Source organism: Cryobacterium sp. TMS1-20-1 (genome assembly GCF_004402355.1).
GTDB classification, from domain to species: domain Bacteria; phylum Actinomycetota; class Actinomycetes; order Actinomycetales; family Microbacteriaceae; genus Cryobacterium; species Cryobacterium levicorallinum.
Window position 1 is genome coordinate 211,183 of record NZ_SOGF01000018.1, and the last position, 19,980, is coordinate 231,162.

The following is a 19,980-nucleotide window of genomic DNA, read 5'->3' on the forward strand; positions in this document are numbered from 1 at the left end:
CCGGGCGCACAACGTAACATGCGCCCGGGCCGTCCATTCGACCGACAGAATGGACGGGTATGGAATGGCAATCATCAGCAGACACGGTCCCGTCGAGCTTCATCACCGAAGCCCAGGCGCGCTCGCTCCTCGGCAAGCCTCCGGCGACCGGTGCCTGGCGTGACGGTGACCCGGTGGGAAACCGGCAATTCGCCCATCTCGGCCCGCTGAGCTTTGAGGCCGGCGGCAGCCTCCCCATGGTGCGGCTCGCCTACGAGACCTGGGGCACCCTCAACCCGGCCGGAGACAATGCCGTGCTCGTGCTGCACGCGCTCACCGGTGACAGCCACCTGGCCGGCACCCCCGGCCCCGGCCAGGAGACCGGTGGCTGGTGGGACGGCATCGTCGGACCGGGCCTCGCCATCGACACCGACCGGTGGTTCGTCGTGGCGCCGAACATGCTCGGCGGCTGCCAGGGCAGCACCGGGCCGGCGTCGCTGGCTCCGGACGGTCTGGAGTGGGGCATCCGTTTTCCCTATCTCACGATTCGCGACCAGGTCAGCGCGCAGCGCGTTTTCAGCGACCGGCTCGGTATCGGCCGCTGGGCGGCCGTAATCGGCGGGTCAATGGGCGGCATGCACGCCTTGGAATGGGCGATCATCACCCCCGAGCGGGTCGAGCGCCTGATCATTTTGGCCGCGCCGCCAATCACCACGGCCGATCAGATCGCCGTCAACTCGGTTCAGATCGAGGCGATTCGCACCGACCCGGCCTTTCGAGCCGGCGATTATTACGATGAAGCAGATGGTGACGGACCGACGCGCGGGCTGGCCCTCGCCCGCCGCATGGCTCTGTTGAACTACCGCAGCCCAGCCGAACTCAACGCACGCTTCGCGCGGGGCTGGCAGAGCGATATCAGTCCGCTCGGCGCCAACGGTCGCTTCGCCGTGGAATCGTATCTTGACTTTCACGGGAATAAATTCACCAGGCGCTTCGACGCCAACAGCTACATCGTGTTGGTCGAAGCCATGAATTCCCACGATGTCGGCCGCGGCCGCGGCGGCGTGGCGGCCGCTCTCGGCCGGGTCACCGCCCGGTCCGTTGTCGTCGGTATCGACAGTGACCGACTGTTCCCGGTCGACGGCCAGCGCACCATCGCCGCCCACCTGCCGAACAATATCGATGGCCCCACCGCTGTGGTGCTGGAATCCGGGTATGGTCACGATGGCTTCCTCATCGAGAACGAAGCGATCGGCGCCCAAATACGGCGGGTGTTGGACTAGGGAGAACTCTCCGGCGTCCCGCCCGGTATGGTGCAGATAGACATGTTTATCTCCCACCAGACAGGCACCCATGCAACGCATCCTCAAGGAGCGAGACCGGCTCCTTCGCAGAGCGGTGCAGGCGGCCGGGCTGACCGGCTCGGCCACGACACTGGCGTGCTTGTTCGTACCCGGGGGCGTTGCCGGAGGCGCGCGCATTGCGGCGGTGGCGCTCATCCTGCTGCTCGCGGCCGCGCAGTACCTGCTCGGCAGCACCGGCGCCCTGCGCTGGGCGGTGCTGATCGTGCTGTGCGGGGAAGGAACGATCCTGATCGTGGGCTTCGCAAGCCACCCCGGAGTTCCTCCCAACCTGGTCGAGGAAAGCGTGATCGGCATGGTGGCGACCGCGCCGATATGCGCGGTCGCGGCGGTACTGATCACGAGCGCGCGCCGGCTGCTGCTGCTCGGCTCCTTCTTCGTGCTGACCGTCGCGACCATTGCCGTCGTGACGGTGGACGCCCCCGACCGGGTCGTTTTACTCACCCTGACGGTAGCCATGTGGCTTTCCTTCACCCTCGCCTCCTGGTGGATCGCGCAAAGCGTCCCCCGGGTGATGCACCGCATCGCCGCAATCGGGCGTGCCCACCGCGCCGAACGGTACGCGAGCGAACTCGAGGCGCAACGCCGACAGGACGCCCGGTTACTGCACGATACGGTGCTCGCGACGCTGACCCTGCTGGCCCATTCCGGCGTCGGAGTGAGCCCGGCAGCCCTGCAAAAACAGGCCGGTGACGACGCCCGGCTACTGCGTCAATTGCGGCTCGGCGGTCTGCCGATGCCGAGTCGTTCCGGTGGGTATGCCCTCGAACCAGCCTCGGTGCTGACCCTCGGCGGCACGCTCGACGCAGTGCGTCAGCGCTTCGAGCGTGCCGGCCTGACCGTCAACTGGCACGGCAGCGGGCAGGTGCAGTTGCAGTTGCCCAGCAACGTGCTCGATTCCTTTCTACTTGCTCTCTCTGAGTGCCTCGAAAACGTGCGCCGTCACGCCGGTGTCGACCATGCCGACGTAACAATAACGGATGACGACGCCACTGTTCGCGCAATGGTCACCGACACCGGGGTCGGGTTCGACCTCGGCCAGGTCGGCTCCGAACGGCTCGGCGTGGCCGAATCGGTCATCGCCCGGCTGCGTGACGTGGGGGGCAACGCTCGCCTGTTTTCCTCGCCGGGTGCCGGAACGACGGTTGTTCTTGAGGTCCCCAAATGACTCCGCTGAGCGACACCGCCCCCATTGATATCGTTCGCACCCGCCGTGTGGGCGCGCGCCTGCTGGGCGCACCGGACGAGCGCAGTTGGCCGACAACATCCGCTGGCCAGACGACCAGGGCAGCGCTGTCGCCGCTGCGGTTTCCGCGGTCGAGTCTGCGTGGTGACGGTCATTTCACCGTTTTCCGATCGGATCAAAACGGTTTGGGTGCCCGCCACCTCGGAATCGGGATGAGCATCAGCGGAGGCGTCATCGCCGTTTTCCTGGTTGCGCGGCTGGTGGTCGAGTGGGGACAGACCCCCACGCCCACCCCCACCCTGAGTATCGTGGCCTGGCTGGTACTCGCCGCGACCGCGGTCGGGGTGAACCTGGCGGTCCACGAGTTCTCCTCACGCATGCCCACATGGCTTTTTCTACTCGCCCTCGGCCTCTGCGCGATCGTGGTCGCCCTCGATCTGGCCGGATCCTGGGGATTTCCGGGAACGGCGACTTTTCCCACCGCGGCCCCAGCCGTTGGCGCCTTTTTGCTGACGATTGTGACCCTGCGGGAATCCCGCGATATCACCCTGGCAGCGCTCGCCCTCGGTGTCATTATGGGCGCGGCCACCCTGTTCGAAGCCCGCAGCGACGTACTGGCGCTGGGACCTGACATTCTCGGGGTCGCCCTCGCGGTGGTACCGCCGGTGGTCGGCGCAAGCATTGTGCAAGCGTTTCGGCGCATGGTTCAGCGCGAGCTCGATCTCGTGCTCGTGCAGAGCACCGTGTCCCAGCCGCGGTTTGCGGTCGGCATGCTCGCTTCGGAGCAGCTGGCCCGGCTCGACCTCGATGCGGAGACCCTGCTCGACGATGTGGCCCAGGGACGCACAGCACTTCCGTTGGCCGCGTCGACGGCCACGACCGCTGCGTCGCTCGCCACCCAGTTGCGCGTGCACCTGATCGAGGGCCGCACCGAAACCTGGCTGCACCACGCGATCACGGAGAGCAAGTTTCTGGGCCCCGTCGTTGCCCTGAGCGACCCGACCGGGCTCGCCGGGCTGTTATCGCCGACCCAACGTGACGGGCTGCTCCTGACGATTTGGCTGCTGTTGGGGGATACCCAGCGATCGGGAGCATCCGTTTCACTGCGGCTCGGACCGATTGCCCCCACACAGAGGGTGGGGCTGCACCACCGGGTGCGTTTTCCGATTGACTTGACCACAACTGGGGTATCGCGGCGGCGTGTCGATCCCGAAACCTGGCAGGCGATTCGTGCGGTTGGTCCGCACGTGGACTCCAATCGGGCCGGAAGCTTGCGGGTAGACATCGAGTGCAGTGTGGACAATCCAGCTGATGCTTAGTATCGGGGATATAAACGATAAGGTGCACTCAGTAGGAGGCAACACATGACGACGACACCCCGTCCCATCCGCTTGGCCCTTGTTGACGATCACAGGATGCTCCTGGGGGCGCTCACCGAGTGGATTCGAAGCGCCGCTGACGACATCGAGATGGTCGCGGCGGTGACGACCTGGCCCGAGTTGCTGACCCACCCCGAGTTTCCGGTGGACGTCGTGCTGCTCGACCTCGATCTCAAGGACAACATTCCGGTGTCCCTGAAGATCTCCACGCTCAAGACGACCGGGGTAAAGACGGTGCTCATGAGCACCTACTCCGAGCCGGCTCTCGTGCGCGAAGCCCTCGCCGCCGGTGCCCTCGGCTACCTCGTAAAGAGCGAGGAAGCGAGCATGATTGTCGATGCCATTCGTGCTGCCTACAACGGCAAGTCCTACATCTCCGCTGAGCTCGACTACGCGCTCAACTCGACCGAGAACGTTGAAGGTCCCCGCCTCAGCGCCCAGGAACGTCGCGTCATGGCGCTCTACGGCGCCGGTGAGCCGGTGAAGGCCGTCGCCTACCAGCTCGGCATCTCCGAGGAGACCGCCAAGAGCTACCTGAAGCGCATTCGCGAGAAGTACCGCCTGGCCGGTTACGACGTGGGTACCAAGGTCGCGCTGCGCAAGCGCGCTATCCACGACGGCATCCTGCTGCAGACGGACTGACGTTCGTTTACCGACCGGCTCCATTTTTCGAAATGCGGGCCGGTTCGTTCATTAACGCGGCTTCGATTGAGTGGATGCCGGCAGGCACGCGCCGACGTCAACCCTTGCGAACGACCGGGATCAGCTGAGTCTCGATCAGCACAGCGCCGCACGGCACGCGCCAACGTCAACCCGTGCGAGCGCCCGGGATCAGCTGAGTCTCGATCAGCACAGCGCCGCACGGCACGCGCCAACGTCAACCCGTGCGGACGACCGGGATCAGCTGCGTGCCGTAGGGCACGTGCTGGCCCCGCAGGCGGCGCCGACGGTCGATGCTGAAGGTGAGCAGGGTCAGCAGTACGCCGAGCGCGCTCAGGGCGACGCCGATCCAGACCGGGGCCAGGTAGCCGAGCCCAGCGGCGATGGCCACGCCGCCGAGGGCCGCGCCGAGGGCGTTACCGACGTTGAGCGAGGAATGGTTGAGCGCCGCCGCGAGCGACTGACTCTCGTGCGCGACGTCCATCAGTCGGGCCTGGATGGTCGGCGAGAGAGCGGATGCCGCCGCACCGATGAAGAACATGCCGATCACCAACCCGATTAGCGACTGCGCAGAGAGACCGAGCGTGACGAGGGCCGCGATCAGCACGGCGAAGGAAATGTACATGGTGCGGCGCACGCTCCAGTCGGCCAGCGCTCCCCCGGCGAAGTTGCCGACTGTCATGCCGAGGCCGATGACGACGAGAATGAGCGGAACCGCTGCGGCCGTGAGCCCGGTGATGTCGATCACCAGCGGGGCGACATAGGTGTAGACCGCGAACAGGCCGCCGAAGCCGATCGCACCGATCGAGAGGGTGATCCAGACCTGCAACTGGCTGAACGCTCGCAGCTCGGCGCGCATGGTGGCCTTGGGGTTGCCGGCCTGAAACGGCACGAACACGGCGACGGCCACGAAGGTGAGCGCGAAGATCGCGGCGACGACGAGGTAGGCGATTCGCCATCCGCTCACCTGACCGATCCAGGTGATTGTGGGCACCCCGATGACGTTGGAGATGGTCAGCCCGGAGAGCACGATTGCGATACCGCGAGCCCGTTTGCCGGGGCCCATCAGGCGGGCGGCGACGAGCGAGGCGATGCCGAAGTAGGCGCCGTGCGGCAGCCCGGCCACAAAGCGGGCAACGAGAACGGTCTCAAAGGTCGGCAGCAGGGCCGAGGCGATCGTGCCGAGCGTGAACGCGGTCAGCAGGGCCAGGAGTAGTTGTTTGCGCGGCCAGCGGGCCGCAGCGGCCGCGATTGTTGGCGCTCCGACGACGACACCGAGGGCGTAAGCCGAGATCAGCCAGCCGACCTGCGCGTTGGCGGCATCCGGCGCCGCAGCATAGAGACCGGGCAGCAGGTCGGCGGCCAGGTTCGGCAGCAGACCCATGGCAACGAATTCGGTCGCGCCGATGCCGAATCCGCCCAGGGCGAGGGCGAGCAGGGCAAGACGAATACGGGTCGACGACAGCTGCGTCGACCCGTCAGGTGTGAGGGGCATGCCACAAGCCTAAGCCCAGGCCAGCTGGAGCGGACGATTCACTCGGAGAGGGCGGTCTCCAGACGTTCGAGCTTGCCGGTCAGCTCACCGGTGTGGCCGGGGCGGATGTCCGCCTTCAGCACGAGGGAAACGCGCGGCCCGAAGGCGCCCACCGCTTCGGTCGCCGCCTTGATTACGGCGAAGACTTCATCCCAGTCGCCCTCGATGGTGGTGAACATGGAGTCGGTGTGATTCGGCAGTCCGGATTCGCGGACGATGCGCACCGCGGCGGCAACCGCATCGTGCACGGACCCCTGCGAGTCGGCGGCGACGGACGGTGCGACAGAGAATGCTACGAGCATGAGGGGCTCCCTAGATGAGTGGTTTCTTGGTGAGTGGTTTGGGGATGAGTTGTTTCGTGGAGAGTGGTGTGGAGGTGAAACGGTCGGGAGCGGCTTGGCCTGAAGCGGCTTGGCCTGAAGCGGGCTTGGCTGGCCTGCCCAGTTGGTACAGCGTGAAGAGCGCCCAGCCGAGCAGCACGAATTCGAGCAGGTTGCGCACGGTCAGCACCAGAATCATGAGGGGATGGGCCACCAGCAGCCAGTCGTAGAGGTACGGGTAGACCAGCTGGGTGAGGGCGGCGAGCGCGAGCGCGAGCAGCGCCGGCGTGCGCCAGGCACGCCCGTTCAGCACGAGCCCGAGAATGATCGGTGCGGCCAGCCAACTGATGAACTGCGGCGACCCCACCTTATTGACGGCGATGAGGGTCATGGTCAGGGCGAGGGTCAGCGGCGGAAAGACCGCCAACCAGCCGGCTCCCCGCCCCTGGGCCCGTACTCCGAGCAGCAGCACGGCCGCGGCGGCGAGCGCGAGCAGCGGAGTCATCACGGCGCTTGCGGCGGCGGTGCCATCTCCGGCGACTTGAAAGGTGAGGATCTGCTGGTCGTAGTAGATGAAGCTGCCGGGCACGTTGAGCACGGCCTGCCACAGCCACGGCACAGCGATGGGTGATTCAATCTGGATCCCCCGGCCCGCCTGCTCGCCCACGAAACTCAGCACGTGGATGCCACTGCCTCGAGCCAGGCTGAGCGCCCCGGCCGCGGCGACGACCGCCGCGGTGACGGCTGCGGCGACCCCGAGCATCCGCCAGCGCAGTTTGGACGCCACAAACAGGGCGGCGAGGGCGGCCACCGGCCAGATCTTGATCCAGGCCGCAATGGTCAGCAGCACCGTGCCCCAGAGCGGACGGCGCCGCAGGCCCAGCAGGGCGATGATGCAGAGCGGCACCGTGACCGCGTCAATACGCAGCAGCGCAATCGGGCCAAGCAACGCCAGGAACGCCAGCCACCACCACGCCGCGGGTCGGTGCGTGCGCAGGAGTACGAAGAATGCCCCGGCGTTCAGCACGGTGATTAGCCCAAACCAGGTGCCGAGATAGGCCGGGCCGCCGAGGGCGAGCGCGCCGACGACGGGTACGAGCGCGAGCAGCGGGTAGACGAAATTCTCGGTGACGCCGACGATATTGCCGGCCGCGGCGTCCTCGGCCCATCCGCGATACACCACCTCAACATCGCCGAGCGGATACCCCGGCCCGAACAAGGCCAGAGTGATCAGCAGCAGGTGCACGAGCACGAAGGCCGACCACAGCGCGGCGAGCGGATGCCGCAGCGCCGGCCGCGCAGGCCGCGCGGTTGCCCCGTGGGGCTCGTCGTGAATTCGCACGCTTTACCTTCGCACAGGCGGCGGCCCAGGGACACCGCCCGCGCAGCTCACCCGAGAGTTTCTCGCCCGCGTTCCGCTCTAGCGCGCCGGAAGGGCATCGCGACTGCGCGCCGCGCACACGTCAGCACGCCGCGCGAGCTCAGCGCGCGGGGTCAAGGCGCGGGTCAGCGCGCCGCGCGAGCCCCCGGCGCGCTGCCATAGTCCAGGAACGCGGCGACGGCCCGCGGTACCGCATCGGCCACGTCCAGGGCCGCGATCGGACCGCCGGCGGAGGCGAGGTTCGCCGCTTCGGCGTGGATGAGCGCTGCAGTGGCGGCGAGCGGGGCGAGGGACGCGGCATCCGCTTCGAGCTGGTCGGAGTGGGTCGCGAGCAGCGCCCCGAGAATGCCGCCGAGCACGTCGCCGGACCCCGCCGTCGCGAGCCAGGCCGGCCCGGTCGACACGGTCAAACGGGCGCCGGCCGGTGAGGCAATGTGGGTGACGGCTCCCTTGAGCAGCACCGTGACGTCAAACAGCCGGGCGGCGCGAATGGCCCATTCCCCCGGATTCGCTGCGATCTGCGAGGCTGAGCCCGGCTTGGCTTCGCCCTCGAGCATCGCGGCCAGTTCGCCGGCATGCGGTGTGATGACTGTCGGTCCGATTGCGTGCGAGACCAGGTCGAGGGCGCCGGCGTCGATGACGGTGGGCAGGCCCTCGGCGAGCGCTTTGTCGAGGGCAGCGCTGACGGCATCCGTTCTCGTGGCGGCGCTGATGCCGGAGCCGAGCAGCCAGGCCTGTACCCGTCCGGGCAGGGTCACGATTTCGGGGCGGCGCTGCAGGACCAGGTCCTGAGCGCGGCGCGGCCCGAGGTAGCGCACCATTCCGACGCCGGTGCGCACGGCCGCGTCGACGCCGAGCACCGCTGCGCCCGGGTAGTCCTTGGAACCGGTGCGCACTCCAAGCACACCACGGGAGTATTTGTCATCTCCGGCCTGGGGCCGCGCGATCCAGTCGCGGGCCTGTTCGGCCTCCCATTCGAGCCAGCCGCGCGGTTTCACCATGCCTCCACGATAGGTCGTTTCGGTTCAGCACGATCACACCAACGGATGCCGCGAGCGGCTGCCTTCCGGACACGCCCGGTCGGTTGGAGCACCCCGGGAGACCACGACCGGTCGACTTTGCACGGGCGGATCGAAAACCCAGTAGTTCTCCCGGCAATCACAGTGTCCACCGAGAGAAGACGTGGGTAACGCCCGAAGTAGGCTCAAAATTCGGCGCATGCCGGAACCCTCTGACGTCCACGCCCACCGGGGGGGGCGAGTCATCACGGTCATCTATTTGGAGGTCGCATTGTCTGTAGCTTTTTCTCTTTCGCGAGGAGCGTCGAAGCGGATGCTGGCGGCATCCGTTGTCGGCCTGCTCGTGGCCAGCTCGATAGCGCTGATCGCCGCTCCGGCGCAGGCCGCGACGTCGGGCTTTACCGCTGCAAACGGCATCCGATACGGTGCCAGCGACGTCGACGGAACGATTACCGCCATTGGCTATGACGGGTCGGCATTGACCGTTGAGATTCCCGACACGGTCACAGAAGCGGGCGCGGAGTACACGGTCACTGCCATCGGGGCCGAGGCCTTTAAATATTGGGGCCTTACCGGGGTCATCATTGGCCAGAACGTGAAAACCATTGGCCAGATGGCCTTCAGCAGGAACTCCGTGACCGGGCCTATTATCATTCCGGCGTCCGTGCAGACCATCGAAGACGATGCGTTCAGCTCAAGCGGTACTCTAACGTCACTCGACATTCCAGCGTCAGTGACACACATCGGCGAGGCAGCTTTCGGCGACACTGGCCTGAAGTCGGTCACTCTGCATGAGGGGCTCGAAAGCATTGATCAATACGCCTTCTGGGGAAACCCGATGACGGCAATCACCATTCCGGCGTCAGTGCAGACCATTGGCGCGAACCTCTTCTGGCACGGCCACGTCGTAGCGGTGACTTTCGCGGGCGCAGCGCCGACACTCTGGAGCACTGACGCCATCAATCCGGACTCGGGCCACGTCGAGCCGTCGCTGGGCGACGCTGCGGGCTTGACGGTGCACTATCTGTCGACGTTCGGAGTTGACGGAGGGCGTGCCAATGGGTTTACGACGCCGACCTGGATGGGCTACAACACCGTGATTGACCCGATCGTGTCGTTTGACGTCACCGGGCACGACGCGATTGCTGAACAGCGCTTGGTTGCAGGCGAGCGGGCCACGGCTCCTACTGTTACGGATGCAGGCTTCGATGGCTGGTTCACCACGGCAGACTTCACGACGCCGTTTGATTTTTCGGTCGCTCCGACCGACGACGTGACCGTGCACGCGAAGTGGCCCGTGGCCGCGGTCGTTGTTGAAGAGCCCGTTGTTGAGCCGGTCGCGCCGTCGTCGCCGACCCTGACTCTTGACCTCGGCCTGGCCGTTGGCGACGTCGTCGCCGGCGCCCCGGTGACGGTGTCCGGTGCCGGGCTCAAAGCCGGCTCCGACTACACCGTCATTCTGCGCTCCACCCCGGTACTCCTGGCCGGCGGAACGATCGACAGCTCCGGAGCGTTCACAGCCAGCGCTGTTCTGCCGACCGGACTGTCGGCCGGACAGCACACGGTGACCCTGACGGGCACCGCCACTGACGGCTCTTCCCTGTCTCGCGTTGCCTTCCTGACGGTCAGCGCGACCGGGACGGTCACTTATCTCTCCTACACCGCAGCGGATGCTGCCACCGCAGCGCTCGCGGCAACCGGATTCACGGCAGCGCCATTCGGCTTCGCCGCGCTGCTGCTGCTCCTGGCCGGAGCCGCGCTCGTCGCGGCCCGACGTCGAAGTATCGCATAACGCATCCACTTAAAAAACGGCCGTCACCGCGCGAACTACACGGGTGACGGCCGTTTTTTGCGGTCTCGGCGAGCTCGACCAGCGAATTGGGCGAGTTCCGCAGCTGCGCCAACTACTCGCGGCGGGTGGCGTCCTGTACTTCGCCGACGAGCTCTTCGATAATGTCCTCGAGAAAGAGCACCCCGGTGGTTTCGCCCTCGGCGGTGAACGACCGCGCGAGGTGCGCGCCAGAACGGCGCATGGTCGCGAGGGCATCTTCGAGGTCGGTGTCTTCAAAGATTGAGATCAAGGCACGGATGCGCTTGGCCGGGATCCGCCCCGAGTAGCTGTCCGGCGCGGCCAGCGTTGCTTCCCCGACCGATGCGATATCGAGGTCGAGAACGTCCTTCAGGTGCACGTATCCGGTGAGATAGCCCTCGGCATCGGCCAGCACGTACCGGGAGAACCCGTGGCGAGTGACGGCCTTCTCCACGTCGGCCGGGGTGGCCGACTCGGGCAGACTGACCAGCTTGGACAGGCCAACAGCCACGTCGCGCACCTTGAGGTTGGTGAACTCGAAGGCCGCGGTCAGCGCGCCGGTCCCGTCGCTCAGCACACCCTCTTTGGTGGACTGCGTGACGATCGTGGCTACCTCGTCGAGCGTGTACGCGCTCGTCGCCTCATTCTTCGGCTGCACGCCAAACAGCCGCAGCACACCATTCGCGCAGGCGTTGAGCGTGACGATCACCGGACGAAAGACGCGGGCGACGAACACGAGCGGCGGGGCCAGCAGCAACACGGCCTGGTCGGGGACCGAGAAAGACAGGTTTTTCGGTACCATCTCGCCGAACACCACGTGCAGGTACGAGACCAGCAGCAGTGCGACGATGAAGGCGATCGTGCCGATCAGAGCCTCGGGCAGGCCCGTCAGGGCCAGTGGCACCTCGAGCAGGTGGTGGATCGCCGGTTCGGAGACGTTCAAAATGAGTAGCGAACAGACCGTGATGCCCAGCTGCGAGGTCGCGAGCATGAGCGTTGCGTGTTCCATCGCCCAGAGCGCGGTCTTGGCGCTGCGTTTTCCGGCCTCGGCGAGCGGCTCAATCTGGGAACGACGTGCCGAGATGACGGCGAATTCCGCTCCGACGAAGAAGGCGTTGGCGGCGAGCAGCACGACCAACCAGGCAAGTCCGGCCCAGTCGCTCATTTGTCGCTCACCTTCTTTCGATCAGTCTTGGGCCCGGGCGGAACCGCCGGCTCCGGCGCCGCCTCCGGGGTGAAACGCAGCCGGTCGATGCGACGCCCTTCCAGGCGCTCAACGGTGAGGAATCCGCCCGGCACCGGTACGCGGTCGCCGGTGACCGGCAACCGCCCCAGCTCGCTCATCACAAAGCCGGCCACGGTCTCGTAGGGGCCCTGTTCCGGCACGACGACACCGGTACGATCGAGCAGTTCATCCGGCCGCAGCATTCCGGGAAAGGTCAGCGAGTCGGGCGAGCGCACGACGCCGGCCCTGGCTCGGTCGTGCTCGTCGGCGACCTCGCCGACCAGTTCCTCGACCAGGTCTTCCAGGGTGACGACGCCGGCGGTTCCGCCATATTCGTCGACGACGATCGCCATCTGGTAGCCACGACCGCGCAACTCGCCGAGCAGGTCGTCGAGTTTCATCGTTTCGGGTACGCGAACCGGGTCGGTCTGCAGGGCCGACACCGGCACATCCGCTCGCCGATTGCGCGGCACGGCCACCGCCTGTTTGACGTGCACGACACCCGCGACGTCGTCGACGCTCTCGTCGACGACCGGGAACCGGGAAAAACCGGTGGAACGCGCGAGGTCGATGATGTCCTGCGCCGAATCGGTGCGGTGGATACTCGCGACCCGCGGGCGCGGAGTCATGACATCGGAGGCGGTGTGTCCGGAGAACATCAGCGTGCGGCGCAGCAGGGTCGCGGTGTCCTTCTCGAGTAGCCCGGCGCTGGCCGAGCGGCGTACGAGCGAGGAGAGCTCTTCAGCGGTGCGGGCACCCGAGAGCTCCTCCTTGGGTTCGATGCCGAACGCGCGCAACAGGCCGTTGGCGCTGTTGTTGAGCACGAGCACGGCCGGTTTGAACACGGCGGTGAACGCGGTCTGAAACGGAATGACCAGCCGAGCGGTCGGAATCGGCAACGCAAGCGCAAAATTCTTCGGGACCAGTTCGCCGATGACCATCGACACGAGGGTCGCCGAGACGATGGCGATCGTGGTGCCGAAGACGGGAACCAGGTCAACCGGCAGCCCGGCCGCGGTAAGCGGGCTGCGCAGCAGGGACGAGAGGGCCGGTTCGATCGTGTACCCGGTCAGCAGCGTGGTCAGGGTGATGCCCAGTTGCGCACTCGACAGGTGGGTCGAGGTGATTTTCAGCGCCGCGATGGTCATGGCGAGACGGGTTTCCCCGCGATCGCGGCGCGCTTCAAGGTCGGCGCGATCGAGATTCACCAGGGCGAACTCACTGGCGACGAAGATGCCCGTTCCCACCGTGAGGATGAGGCCGAACCCGAGCATGATCAGCTCAGACAAGGAGTTCACCGCCGGCAGTCACGGGCGAGGGTTTGTCAGGCGAGGGTTCAGCGGTGGGAGGGTCATCCATTATTCCTCCGAGTATACCGGGCGCACCTGCCTGCGCGCCCGACCACACCCACCAGCGCAGCACGAGAACCGTCCGGCAGCGCCCGGCCACACCTACCAGGAGACCGGCAGAGCCTTGCCCTCTTCGTACCCGGCCGCCGACTGAATACCCACGAGCGCTTTCTCGTGAAAGTCGGCGACGGTGGTGGCACCGGCGTAGGTGAACGACGAGCGCACGCCAGAGGTGATCATGTCGAGCAGGTCCTCGATCGACGGCCGCAGCGGGTCGAGGTAGATCTTCGAGCTCGAGATTCCCTCGGCGAACAGGGTCTTGCGGGCGAGGTCGTAGGCGTCGAGGCGCTCGAAGCGTGCCTGAACGGCCTTGGTCGAGGCCATTCCCCAGCTTTCCTTGTAGAGCGCGCCGCGGGCATCCGTATTCAGCGTTCCTGGCGCCTCGGTCGTGCCGGCAAACCAGGAACCAATCATGACGGATGCCGCCCCAGCGGCCAGCGCGAGGGCCACGTCCCGCGGGTAGCGCACTCCCCCGTCGGCCCAGACGTGCGCGCCGAGCTCACGGGCCGCGGTGGCCGTTTCGAGCACAGCCGAGAACTGGGGCCGACCGACGGCGGTCATCATGCGGGTGGTGCACATGGCGCCCGGACCGACTCCCACCTTGACGATCGTGGCGCCGGCACCGACCAGGTCGCGCACGGCATCCTTGGTGACGACGTTGCCGGCCACGATCGGCAGCCCGAGGTTCAGGTCGGCGACGATGCCGAGGGCACGCAGCATGCCGTCTTGGTGGCCGTGCGCGGTGTCGAGCACCAGAATGTCGACGCCGGCGGCGGCGAGGGCGCGGGCCTTGGCGGCGACGTCGCCGTTGATGCCGATCGCGGCAGCGACCTTGAGCCGACCGCGGGCGTCCAGTGTCGGCTGGTAGAGGGTGGAGCGCAGGGCGCTCTTGCGGCTGAGCGTTCCGACGACGGTGCCGTGGTGCAGCACCGGCGCGAAATCGATGTCAGCCTCCGTCATCAGGTCGAAGGCGCGGCGCGGCCCCTCGACGTCGTCGGCGTCGAGCGCGGCGAGTTCACCGTGCAGCAGATCGCCGAGGCGCGCATCGGGCAGCGCGGTCGCCAGCCGGCTGGCGACGATGCAGCCCAGGTAGTCTCCGCTGGTGGAGTGGATGACGATTCCCTGGCCGGGCGAGGCCGGAACCTGCCGCAACGCCATCTCGACGGTATCGTCCGGGGCAAAGGTGAACGGCGTGTCGAAACGAACCGATTGGGCTTTGACCCAGCGGATAGCGGCATCGAGGTCCTGCAACGGCATGTCCTGCGGCAGCACTCCGAGCCCCCCGCGGCGGGCCAGCGAGGCAGCCAGGCGTGGCCCGGTGACCGAGTTCATATTCGCCGACACGATCGGAATCGTCGCGTCCGTACCGTCGTTCGGTGCCAGGGAGACATCCAACCGGCTAGTGACAGCCGATTGTCCGGGCACCAAAAACACGTCGGAGTAAGTCAAATCATGGCTGGGCGTCGTTCCATAGAACTGCATACCAAGAACGCTAGCCGTTCGACAGGGTGTTAGTGGTCGCGTGGGATGGGATTAGGCTGGACAGTAAGACTGACCTGGCGGTCACGATCGTCAGCGACAGGCTCAATGAAAGCGCAGAATGACCCGGCAACGGACCTTGCCGAGGGCATCCAAATTCAAAGCAGAGAGTGGGCGATCCCACGGTGTCAAGCCAGGTAACCGGTGGAGCTTCTGACGAGACAACGTCAGGCGAATTCGGAGCAAACGAGTGGCTCGTTGACGAATTGTATGAGCGATTCCTGATCGACAAGAACTTGGTTGATGAGTCGTGGTGGCCGGTGTTGGAGAGCTACAACCAGACCGCGAACACTCCCATTCCAGCGGATGCTGCCCCCGCAGCAGCGCCAGCAGCATCCGTTTCACCGGCGCCGGCCGCACCCGCCGCAGCCACACCCGCCGCAGCCGCAGCCCCGGCCGTACCGGCCGCGCCAGCTCAGGTGACAGAGAACCAGCCGACGGCCCGCACCACCTCGAGCGCGCCGAAGCCGGCCCCGGTTCCCGCCGACGCTCCCGTCACCAGCCCGCAGACCGTCGTCACCGACGAGTCAGCGCCGGTCAAGCAGGACAAGGTCGTTCCGCTGCGCGGTATGGCGAAGTCACTCGCGACCAACATGGTCACCAGCCTGACCGTGCCGACCGCGACAAGCGTGCGCACCATCCCGGCCAAGCTGCTCATCGACAACCGCATCGTCATGAACAACCACATGAAGCGGGCACGCGGCGGCAAGGTCAGTTTCACCCACTTGATCGGCTGGGCGCTGATTCGCGCGCTCAAGATGTTCCCGAGCCAGAACGTCTACTACGACGAGGTCGACGGCAAGCCCTCGGTGGTCGCTCCCGCCCACGTCGGCATGGGCCTGGCCATCGACATGCCCAAGCCCGACGGCACCCGCGCCCTGCTGGTTCCGGCGATCAAGCGTGCCGACACGATGACCTTCGGCGAATACCTCGTTGCCTACGAAGACCTCGTCACTCGCGCCCGCCAAAACAAGCTCACGGCCGACGACTTCGCCGGAGCGACCCTGTCGCTGACCAATCCGGGCGGCATCGGCACCGTGCACTCGGTGCCCCGCCTGATGAAGGGCCAGGGCTGTATTATCGGCGCCGGCGCCCTCGACTACCCGGCCGAATTCCAGGGCTCGAGCGTCAAGACGCTCACCGGCCTGGCCATCTCAAAGACCATCACTCTCACCAGCACCTACGACCACCGCGTCATCCAGGGTGCAGGGTCGGGCGAGTTCCTCAAGATCGTGCACGAGCTTTTGATCGGCCAGCACAACTTCTACGAAGAGATCTTCTCCGCCCTGCGCATCCCGTACGACCCGATCCACTGGGCCCCGGACATCAGCGTCGACCTCGCGAGCGCCGTCGACAAGACCGCGCGGGTGCAGGAACTGATCAACTCGTTCCGCGTGCGCGGCCACCTGATGGCCGACATCGACCCGCTCGAGTACTCACAGCGCAGCCACCCCGACCTCGACATCGCCACCCACGGGCTCACCTTCTGGGACCTCGACCGGTCCTTCGTGACCGGCGGTTTCGGAGCGAAGCGCCAGATGCTGCTGCGCGACATTCTCGGTGTGCTGCGTGACTCGTACTGCCGCACCACGGGTATCGAGTACATGCACATTCAGGACCCGGCCCAGCGCAAGTGGGTGCAGGAGAAAATCGAGAAGTCGTACGTCAAGCCCACGCACCACGAGCAGATGCGTATTCTGGCCAAACTCAACGAGGCCGAAGCCTTCGAGACGTTTCTGCAGACCAAGTACGTCGGTCAGAAGCGCTTCAGCCTCGAGGGCGGCGAGTGCACCATTCCGCTACTCGACACCATTTTGCAGGGCGCCGCCGAGCAGGGTCTCGACGAGGTCGCGATCGGGATGGCTCACCGTGGCCGCCTGAACGTTCTCACCAACATCGCCGGCAAGACCTACGGCGAGATCTTCCGCGAGTTCGAGGGCACGCAGGACCCACGCACCGTACACGGCTCCGGCGACGTGAAGTACCACCTCGGTACCACGGGCATGTTCCGCGGTGAAGACGGCGCCGAGATTCCGGTGTCGCTGGCCGCGAACCCCTCGCACCTCGAGGCCGGCGACGGCGTGCTCGAGGGCATCGTGCGCGCCAAGCAGGACCGCAAGCCGATCGGCACCTTCTCCACCCTGCCGATCCTCATCCACGGCGACGCCGCGATGGCCGGCCAGGGCGTCGTACTCGAAACCCTGCAGATGTCCCAGCTGCGCGGCTACCGCACCGGCGGAACCGTACACATCGTGGTCAACAACCAGCTCGGGTTCACCACCCTGCCGCAGGACGCCCGCACCAGCGTCTACGCAACCGACGTCGCCAAGACCATCCAGGCGCCGATCTTCCACGTCAACGGGGATGACCCGGAGGCCGTGGTACGCGCCGGCGAACTAGCCTTCGCCTACCGCCAGGAATTCAAGAAGGATGTCGTCGTCGACCTCATCTGCTACCGCCGTCGGGGCCACAACGAGGGCGACGACCCCTCGATGACGCAGCCGCTGATGTACAACCTGGTGGAGGCCAAGCGCAGCGTGCGCAAGCTGTACACCGAGGCGCTCGTCGGCCGTGGTGACATCACCGAGGAAGAGTACGAAGCCGCCCACCGCGACTTCCAGGATCGCCTCGAGCGCGCCTTCCTCGAGACCCACGCTGCCCAGACCGCGTCGATCCCGGTCATCACGCCGGAAATGGCCGCCACGGCCAAGGCCGAGGCTGAAGCTCAGGCCCGTGAAGACGCTGCAGGTGAGCCAGAGACCACCGGTGTCCCGGAGAGCGTCATCCAGCTCATCGGTGATGCATTCAACAACAAGCCGGCCGGTTTCACCGTGCACAACAAGCTGCAGCAGCTGTTGCAGAAGCGCCTCGACATGAGCCGTAACGGCAATATCGACTGGAGCTTCGGCGAACTGCTCGCGCTCGGCTCGCTGCTGGTCGAGGGCACCCCGGTGCGTTTTGCCGGACAGGATGCCCGCCGCGGCACGTTCGTGCAGCGTCACGCGGTGCTGCACGACCGGGTGAACGGCCAGGAATGGCTGCCCCTGGCCAATCTCAAGGACAACCAGGCCCGATTCTGGATCTACGACTCGCTGCTGAGCGAATACGCCGCCATGGGCTTCGAGTACGGCTATTCGGTGGAACGCGCCGACGCGCTCGTGCTCTGGGAAGCCCAGTTCGGTGACTTCGCCAACGGTGCGCAGACCATCATCGACCAGTTTGTGTCCTCCGCCGAGCAGAAGTGGGGCCAGCGGTCATCCGTTGTGCTGCTGCTGCCACACGGCTACGAGGGTCAGGGCCCTGACCACTCCTCAGCCCGCATCGAACGATTCCTGCAGCTGTGTGCCGAGGAAAACATGACCGTGGCGCGCCCGTCGACGCCCGCGTCGTACTTTCACCTGCTGCGTCGCCAGGCCTACATGCGTCCGCGCCGTCCGCTCATCGTGTTCACGCCGAAGTCGATGCTGCGCCTGCGCGGAGCGACGAGCGCCGTGTCTGAATTGACCAGCGGCAAGTTCGAAGCGGTCATCGACGATGCACGCGTGAACGACAAGAACGCCGTCAAGCGCGTTCTGTTCATGGCCGGAAAGATCTACTACGACCTGCTGAACGAACTCGAGAAGAACCCGAACCCCGAGATCGCCCTCGTGCGCGTCGAGCAGTTCTACCCGCTGCCCGCCGTTGACCTGAAGAACGTCGCCGCCCAGTATCCGAACGCCGAACTGGCCTGGGTGCAGGACGAACCGGAGAACCAGGGAGCCTGGCCGTTCTTCTACCTGGAGACCAACAAGCTCGGCCCGCGCGCCATGCGGCTGTTCTCCCGTCCCGCGTCGGCCTCGCCGGCGGCAGGTTCGGCCAAGCGCCACGCGGTCGAGCAGGCCAAGCTGCAGCGCGAGGCGCTCACGCTGTAACCGCACGTGAAAATGGAGGGTGACCCCGGGGTCACCCTCCATTGGTGTTCCTGCGCGGCAGCGGGCGCGGCCTGGCGGCCCGTGCCTGGCCGGTTGCAACCGGGGCCGGCGCGACGAACACGTGCCGTCAGCGGATGCGCGCGGTCACTTCGCCGCTCGTGGCCCTGGTACCGCTCGTGGCACCCCGCGCTAAGGTGCCATGATCCATGACGAGTGCCACGAGGGTGCGGCGTGGCCAGCCCGCGTGCGAGCGCGGCGGCATCCGTTTGCCTGCCAGCGAACAGCGACAGGCGATTGAGCGTGCGCGCTCAGCTAGTGCGAGGCCTGGAGGGCGCGCAGCTTGAGCAGGACCTGGTCGCGCAGAACTTCGGGCGCGGTTTCCTTGCAGGCGCGCTGCATCACCTCGGTCATGGTGCGTCCGATCAGGTGTTCGGCGCTGCAGTCGGTGCAGGTCGCCAGGTGCTCCTGAATGTCGGCCGCATCGTCTTTGCGGAGTTCGTTGTGCAGGTATTCTTCGAGTTCGGCCTTGGCCTTCTCGCAACCACAATCGGTCATTTGCTTGCGCTCCCGGATGTTTTCTGTCCCTGGCCTAGTCCGCGCTCGGCCGCGTAACCGGCCAGGAGCTCACGCAGGAGTCGCCGGCCACGGTGCAGGCGGCTCATCACGGTGCCAATGGGTGTTTTCATGATTTCGGCGATCTCCTGGTAGGAGAAGCCTTCGACGTCGGCGAAGTACACGGCGAGTCGGAAGTCTTCGGGAATGGACTGCAGGGCTTCTTTAACGGCGCTGTCCGGCAGATGGTCGATGGCCTCGGCCTCGGCCGACCGTCCCGACATGGCGGTCGTCGATTCGGCGCCGCCCAGCTGCCAGTCTTCGAGCTCATCAATGGTGCCCTGATAGGGCTCACGCTGCTTCTTGCGGTACTGGTTGATGAAGGTGTTGGTGAGGATGCGGTACAGCCAGGCCTTGAGGTTGGTGCCCTGCTCGTACTGCGCGAAAGCGGCGAAGGCCTTGACAAAGGTCTCCTGCACGAGGTCCTGGGCATCGGACGGGTTGCGGGTCATGCGCATCGCGGCAGCGTACAACTGGTCGAGGAACGGCAGGGCCTGTTCTTCGAACAGTCCGCGGGTCTGCTCGCGCAGCTCGGCCTTGGTCGGTGCAACCAGTTCTGTGTCGTCAACCGGAATAGATTCCGAATTGACGGGCGTGTCTGAAGTCATCACGGGCAATTCTAGGCCGTTCCCCACAGCCAGCGGTCGTTCTAACA

At 66.2% G+C, this 19,980-nt stretch carries 15 protein-coding genes; 6 read left to right on the plus strand and 9 right to left on the minus strand.

Features of this window, described 5'->3' with window-relative positions:
• The first annotated feature begins 59 nt into the window (after positions 1–59).
• The 4 genes from E3O45_RS03490 (at position 60) to E3O45_RS03505 (ending at position 4,547) form a co-directional block, all read left to right on the plus strand.
• A complete protein-coding gene (locus E3O45_RS03490) occupies positions 60–1,262 on the plus strand; it encodes a homoserine O-acetyltransferase (RefSeq protein WP_134441747.1) in 1,203 nt (400 codons plus the stop codon).
• A gap of 70 nt (positions 1,263–1,332) precedes the next feature.
• On the plus strand, positions 1,333–2,508 hold the full coding sequence (locus tag E3O45_RS03495; RefSeq protein ID WP_134441749.1) for a sensor histidine kinase: 1,176 nt from the start codon (positions 1,333–1,335) through the stop codon (positions 2,506–2,508).
• Complete coding sequence (locus E3O45_RS03500; RefSeq protein ID WP_134441750.1) at positions 2,505–3,845, plus strand: hypothetical protein; 1,341 nt, start codon at positions 2,505–2,507, stop codon at positions 3,843–3,845. The genes E3O45_RS03495 and E3O45_RS03500 overlap by 4 nt, the downstream gene beginning before the upstream one ends.
• A 45-nt stretch (positions 3,846–3,890) precedes the next feature.
• A complete protein-coding gene (locus tag E3O45_RS03505) occupies positions 3,891–4,547 on the plus strand; it encodes a response regulator transcription factor (RefSeq protein ID WP_134441752.1) in 657 nt (218 codons plus the stop codon).
• Between the two features lie 235 nt (positions 4,548–4,782).
• Here E3O45_RS03505 and E3O45_RS03510 read toward each other — a convergent pair whose 3' ends face one another.
• From E3O45_RS03510 to E3O45_RS03525, 4 genes are all read right to left on the minus strand, one after another.
• Entirely contained in the window at positions 4,783–6,060 is a 1,278-nt protein-coding gene (locus E3O45_RS03510; RefSeq protein ID WP_134441753.1) for an MFS transporter, read from the minus strand.
• A gap of 38 nt (positions 6,061–6,098) precedes the next feature.
• Complete coding sequence (locus E3O45_RS03515) at positions 6,099–6,401, minus strand: thiamine-binding protein (RefSeq protein WP_104132783.1); 303 nt, start codon at positions 6,399–6,401, stop codon at positions 6,099–6,101.
• Between the two features lie 10 nt (positions 6,402–6,411).
• Entirely contained in the window at positions 6,412–7,761 is a 1,350-nt protein-coding gene (locus tag E3O45_RS03520; protein WP_241985201.1) for a glycosyltransferase 87 family protein, read from the minus strand.
• 164 nt (positions 7,762–7,925) lie between these two features.
• A complete protein-coding gene (locus tag E3O45_RS03525) occupies positions 7,926–8,801 on the minus strand; it encodes an ADP/ATP-dependent (S)-NAD(P)H-hydrate dehydratase (protein WP_134441755.1) in 876 nt (291 codons plus the stop codon).
• Positions 8,802–9,132: 331 nt separating this feature from the next.
• On the opposite strand from E3O45_RS03525, the gene E3O45_RS03530 reads away from it, so the two are divergent.
• The gene (locus E3O45_RS03530) at positions 9,133–10,611 is read left to right on the plus strand and encodes a leucine-rich repeat protein (RefSeq protein WP_166789386.1); all 1,479 of its coding nucleotides are present in this window, start codon (positions 9,133–9,135) and stop codon (positions 10,609–10,611) included.
• Between the two features lie 112 nt (positions 10,612–10,723).
• Here the strand turns inward: E3O45_RS03530 and E3O45_RS03535 are convergent, their stop codons facing one another.
• The 3 genes from E3O45_RS03535 to E3O45_RS03545 all read right to left on the minus strand — a co-directional run bounded on the left by E3O45_RS03535 (position 10,724) and on the right by E3O45_RS03545 (position 14,745).
• Positions 10,724–11,794, minus strand: a complete 1,071-nt coding sequence (locus tag E3O45_RS03535; RefSeq protein WP_134441758.1) for a hemolysin family protein — start codon at positions 11,792–11,794, stop codon at positions 10,724–10,726.
• Entirely contained in the window at positions 11,791–13,128 is a 1,338-nt protein-coding gene (locus E3O45_RS03540) for a hemolysin family protein (RefSeq protein WP_134441835.1), read from the minus strand. Before E3O45_RS03540 ends, E3O45_RS03535 begins: the two co-directional genes overlap by 4 nt.
• A 177-nt stretch (positions 13,129–13,305) precedes the next feature.
• Positions 13,306–14,745 (minus strand): GuaB1 family IMP dehydrogenase-related protein, encoded by a 1,440-nt coding sequence (locus tag E3O45_RS03545; RefSeq protein WP_134441760.1) that lies wholly within the window; start codon positions 14,743–14,745, stop codon positions 13,306–13,308.
• 182 nt (positions 14,746–14,927) lie between these two features.
• On the opposite strand from E3O45_RS03545, the gene E3O45_RS03550 reads away from it, so the two are divergent.
• Entirely contained in the window at positions 14,928–18,713 is a 3,786-nt protein-coding gene (locus E3O45_RS03550; RefSeq protein WP_134441762.1) for a multifunctional oxoglutarate decarboxylase/oxoglutarate dehydrogenase thiamine pyrophosphate-binding subunit/dihydrolipoyllysine-residue succinyltransferase subunit, read from the plus strand.
• A gap of 312 nt (positions 18,714–19,025) precedes the next feature.
• Here the strand turns inward: E3O45_RS03550 and E3O45_RS03555 are convergent, their stop codons facing one another.
• On the minus strand, positions 19,026–19,268 hold the full coding sequence (locus E3O45_RS03555) for a zf-HC2 domain-containing protein (RefSeq protein WP_092451330.1): 243 nt from the start codon (positions 19,266–19,268) through the stop codon (positions 19,026–19,028).
• A complete protein-coding gene (locus E3O45_RS03560) occupies positions 19,265–19,933 on the minus strand; it encodes a sigma-70 family RNA polymerase sigma factor (protein WP_092451332.1) in 669 nt (222 codons plus the stop codon). Before E3O45_RS03560 ends, E3O45_RS03555 begins: the two co-directional genes overlap by 4 nt.
• Positions 19,934–19,980: the final 47 nt, after the last annotated feature.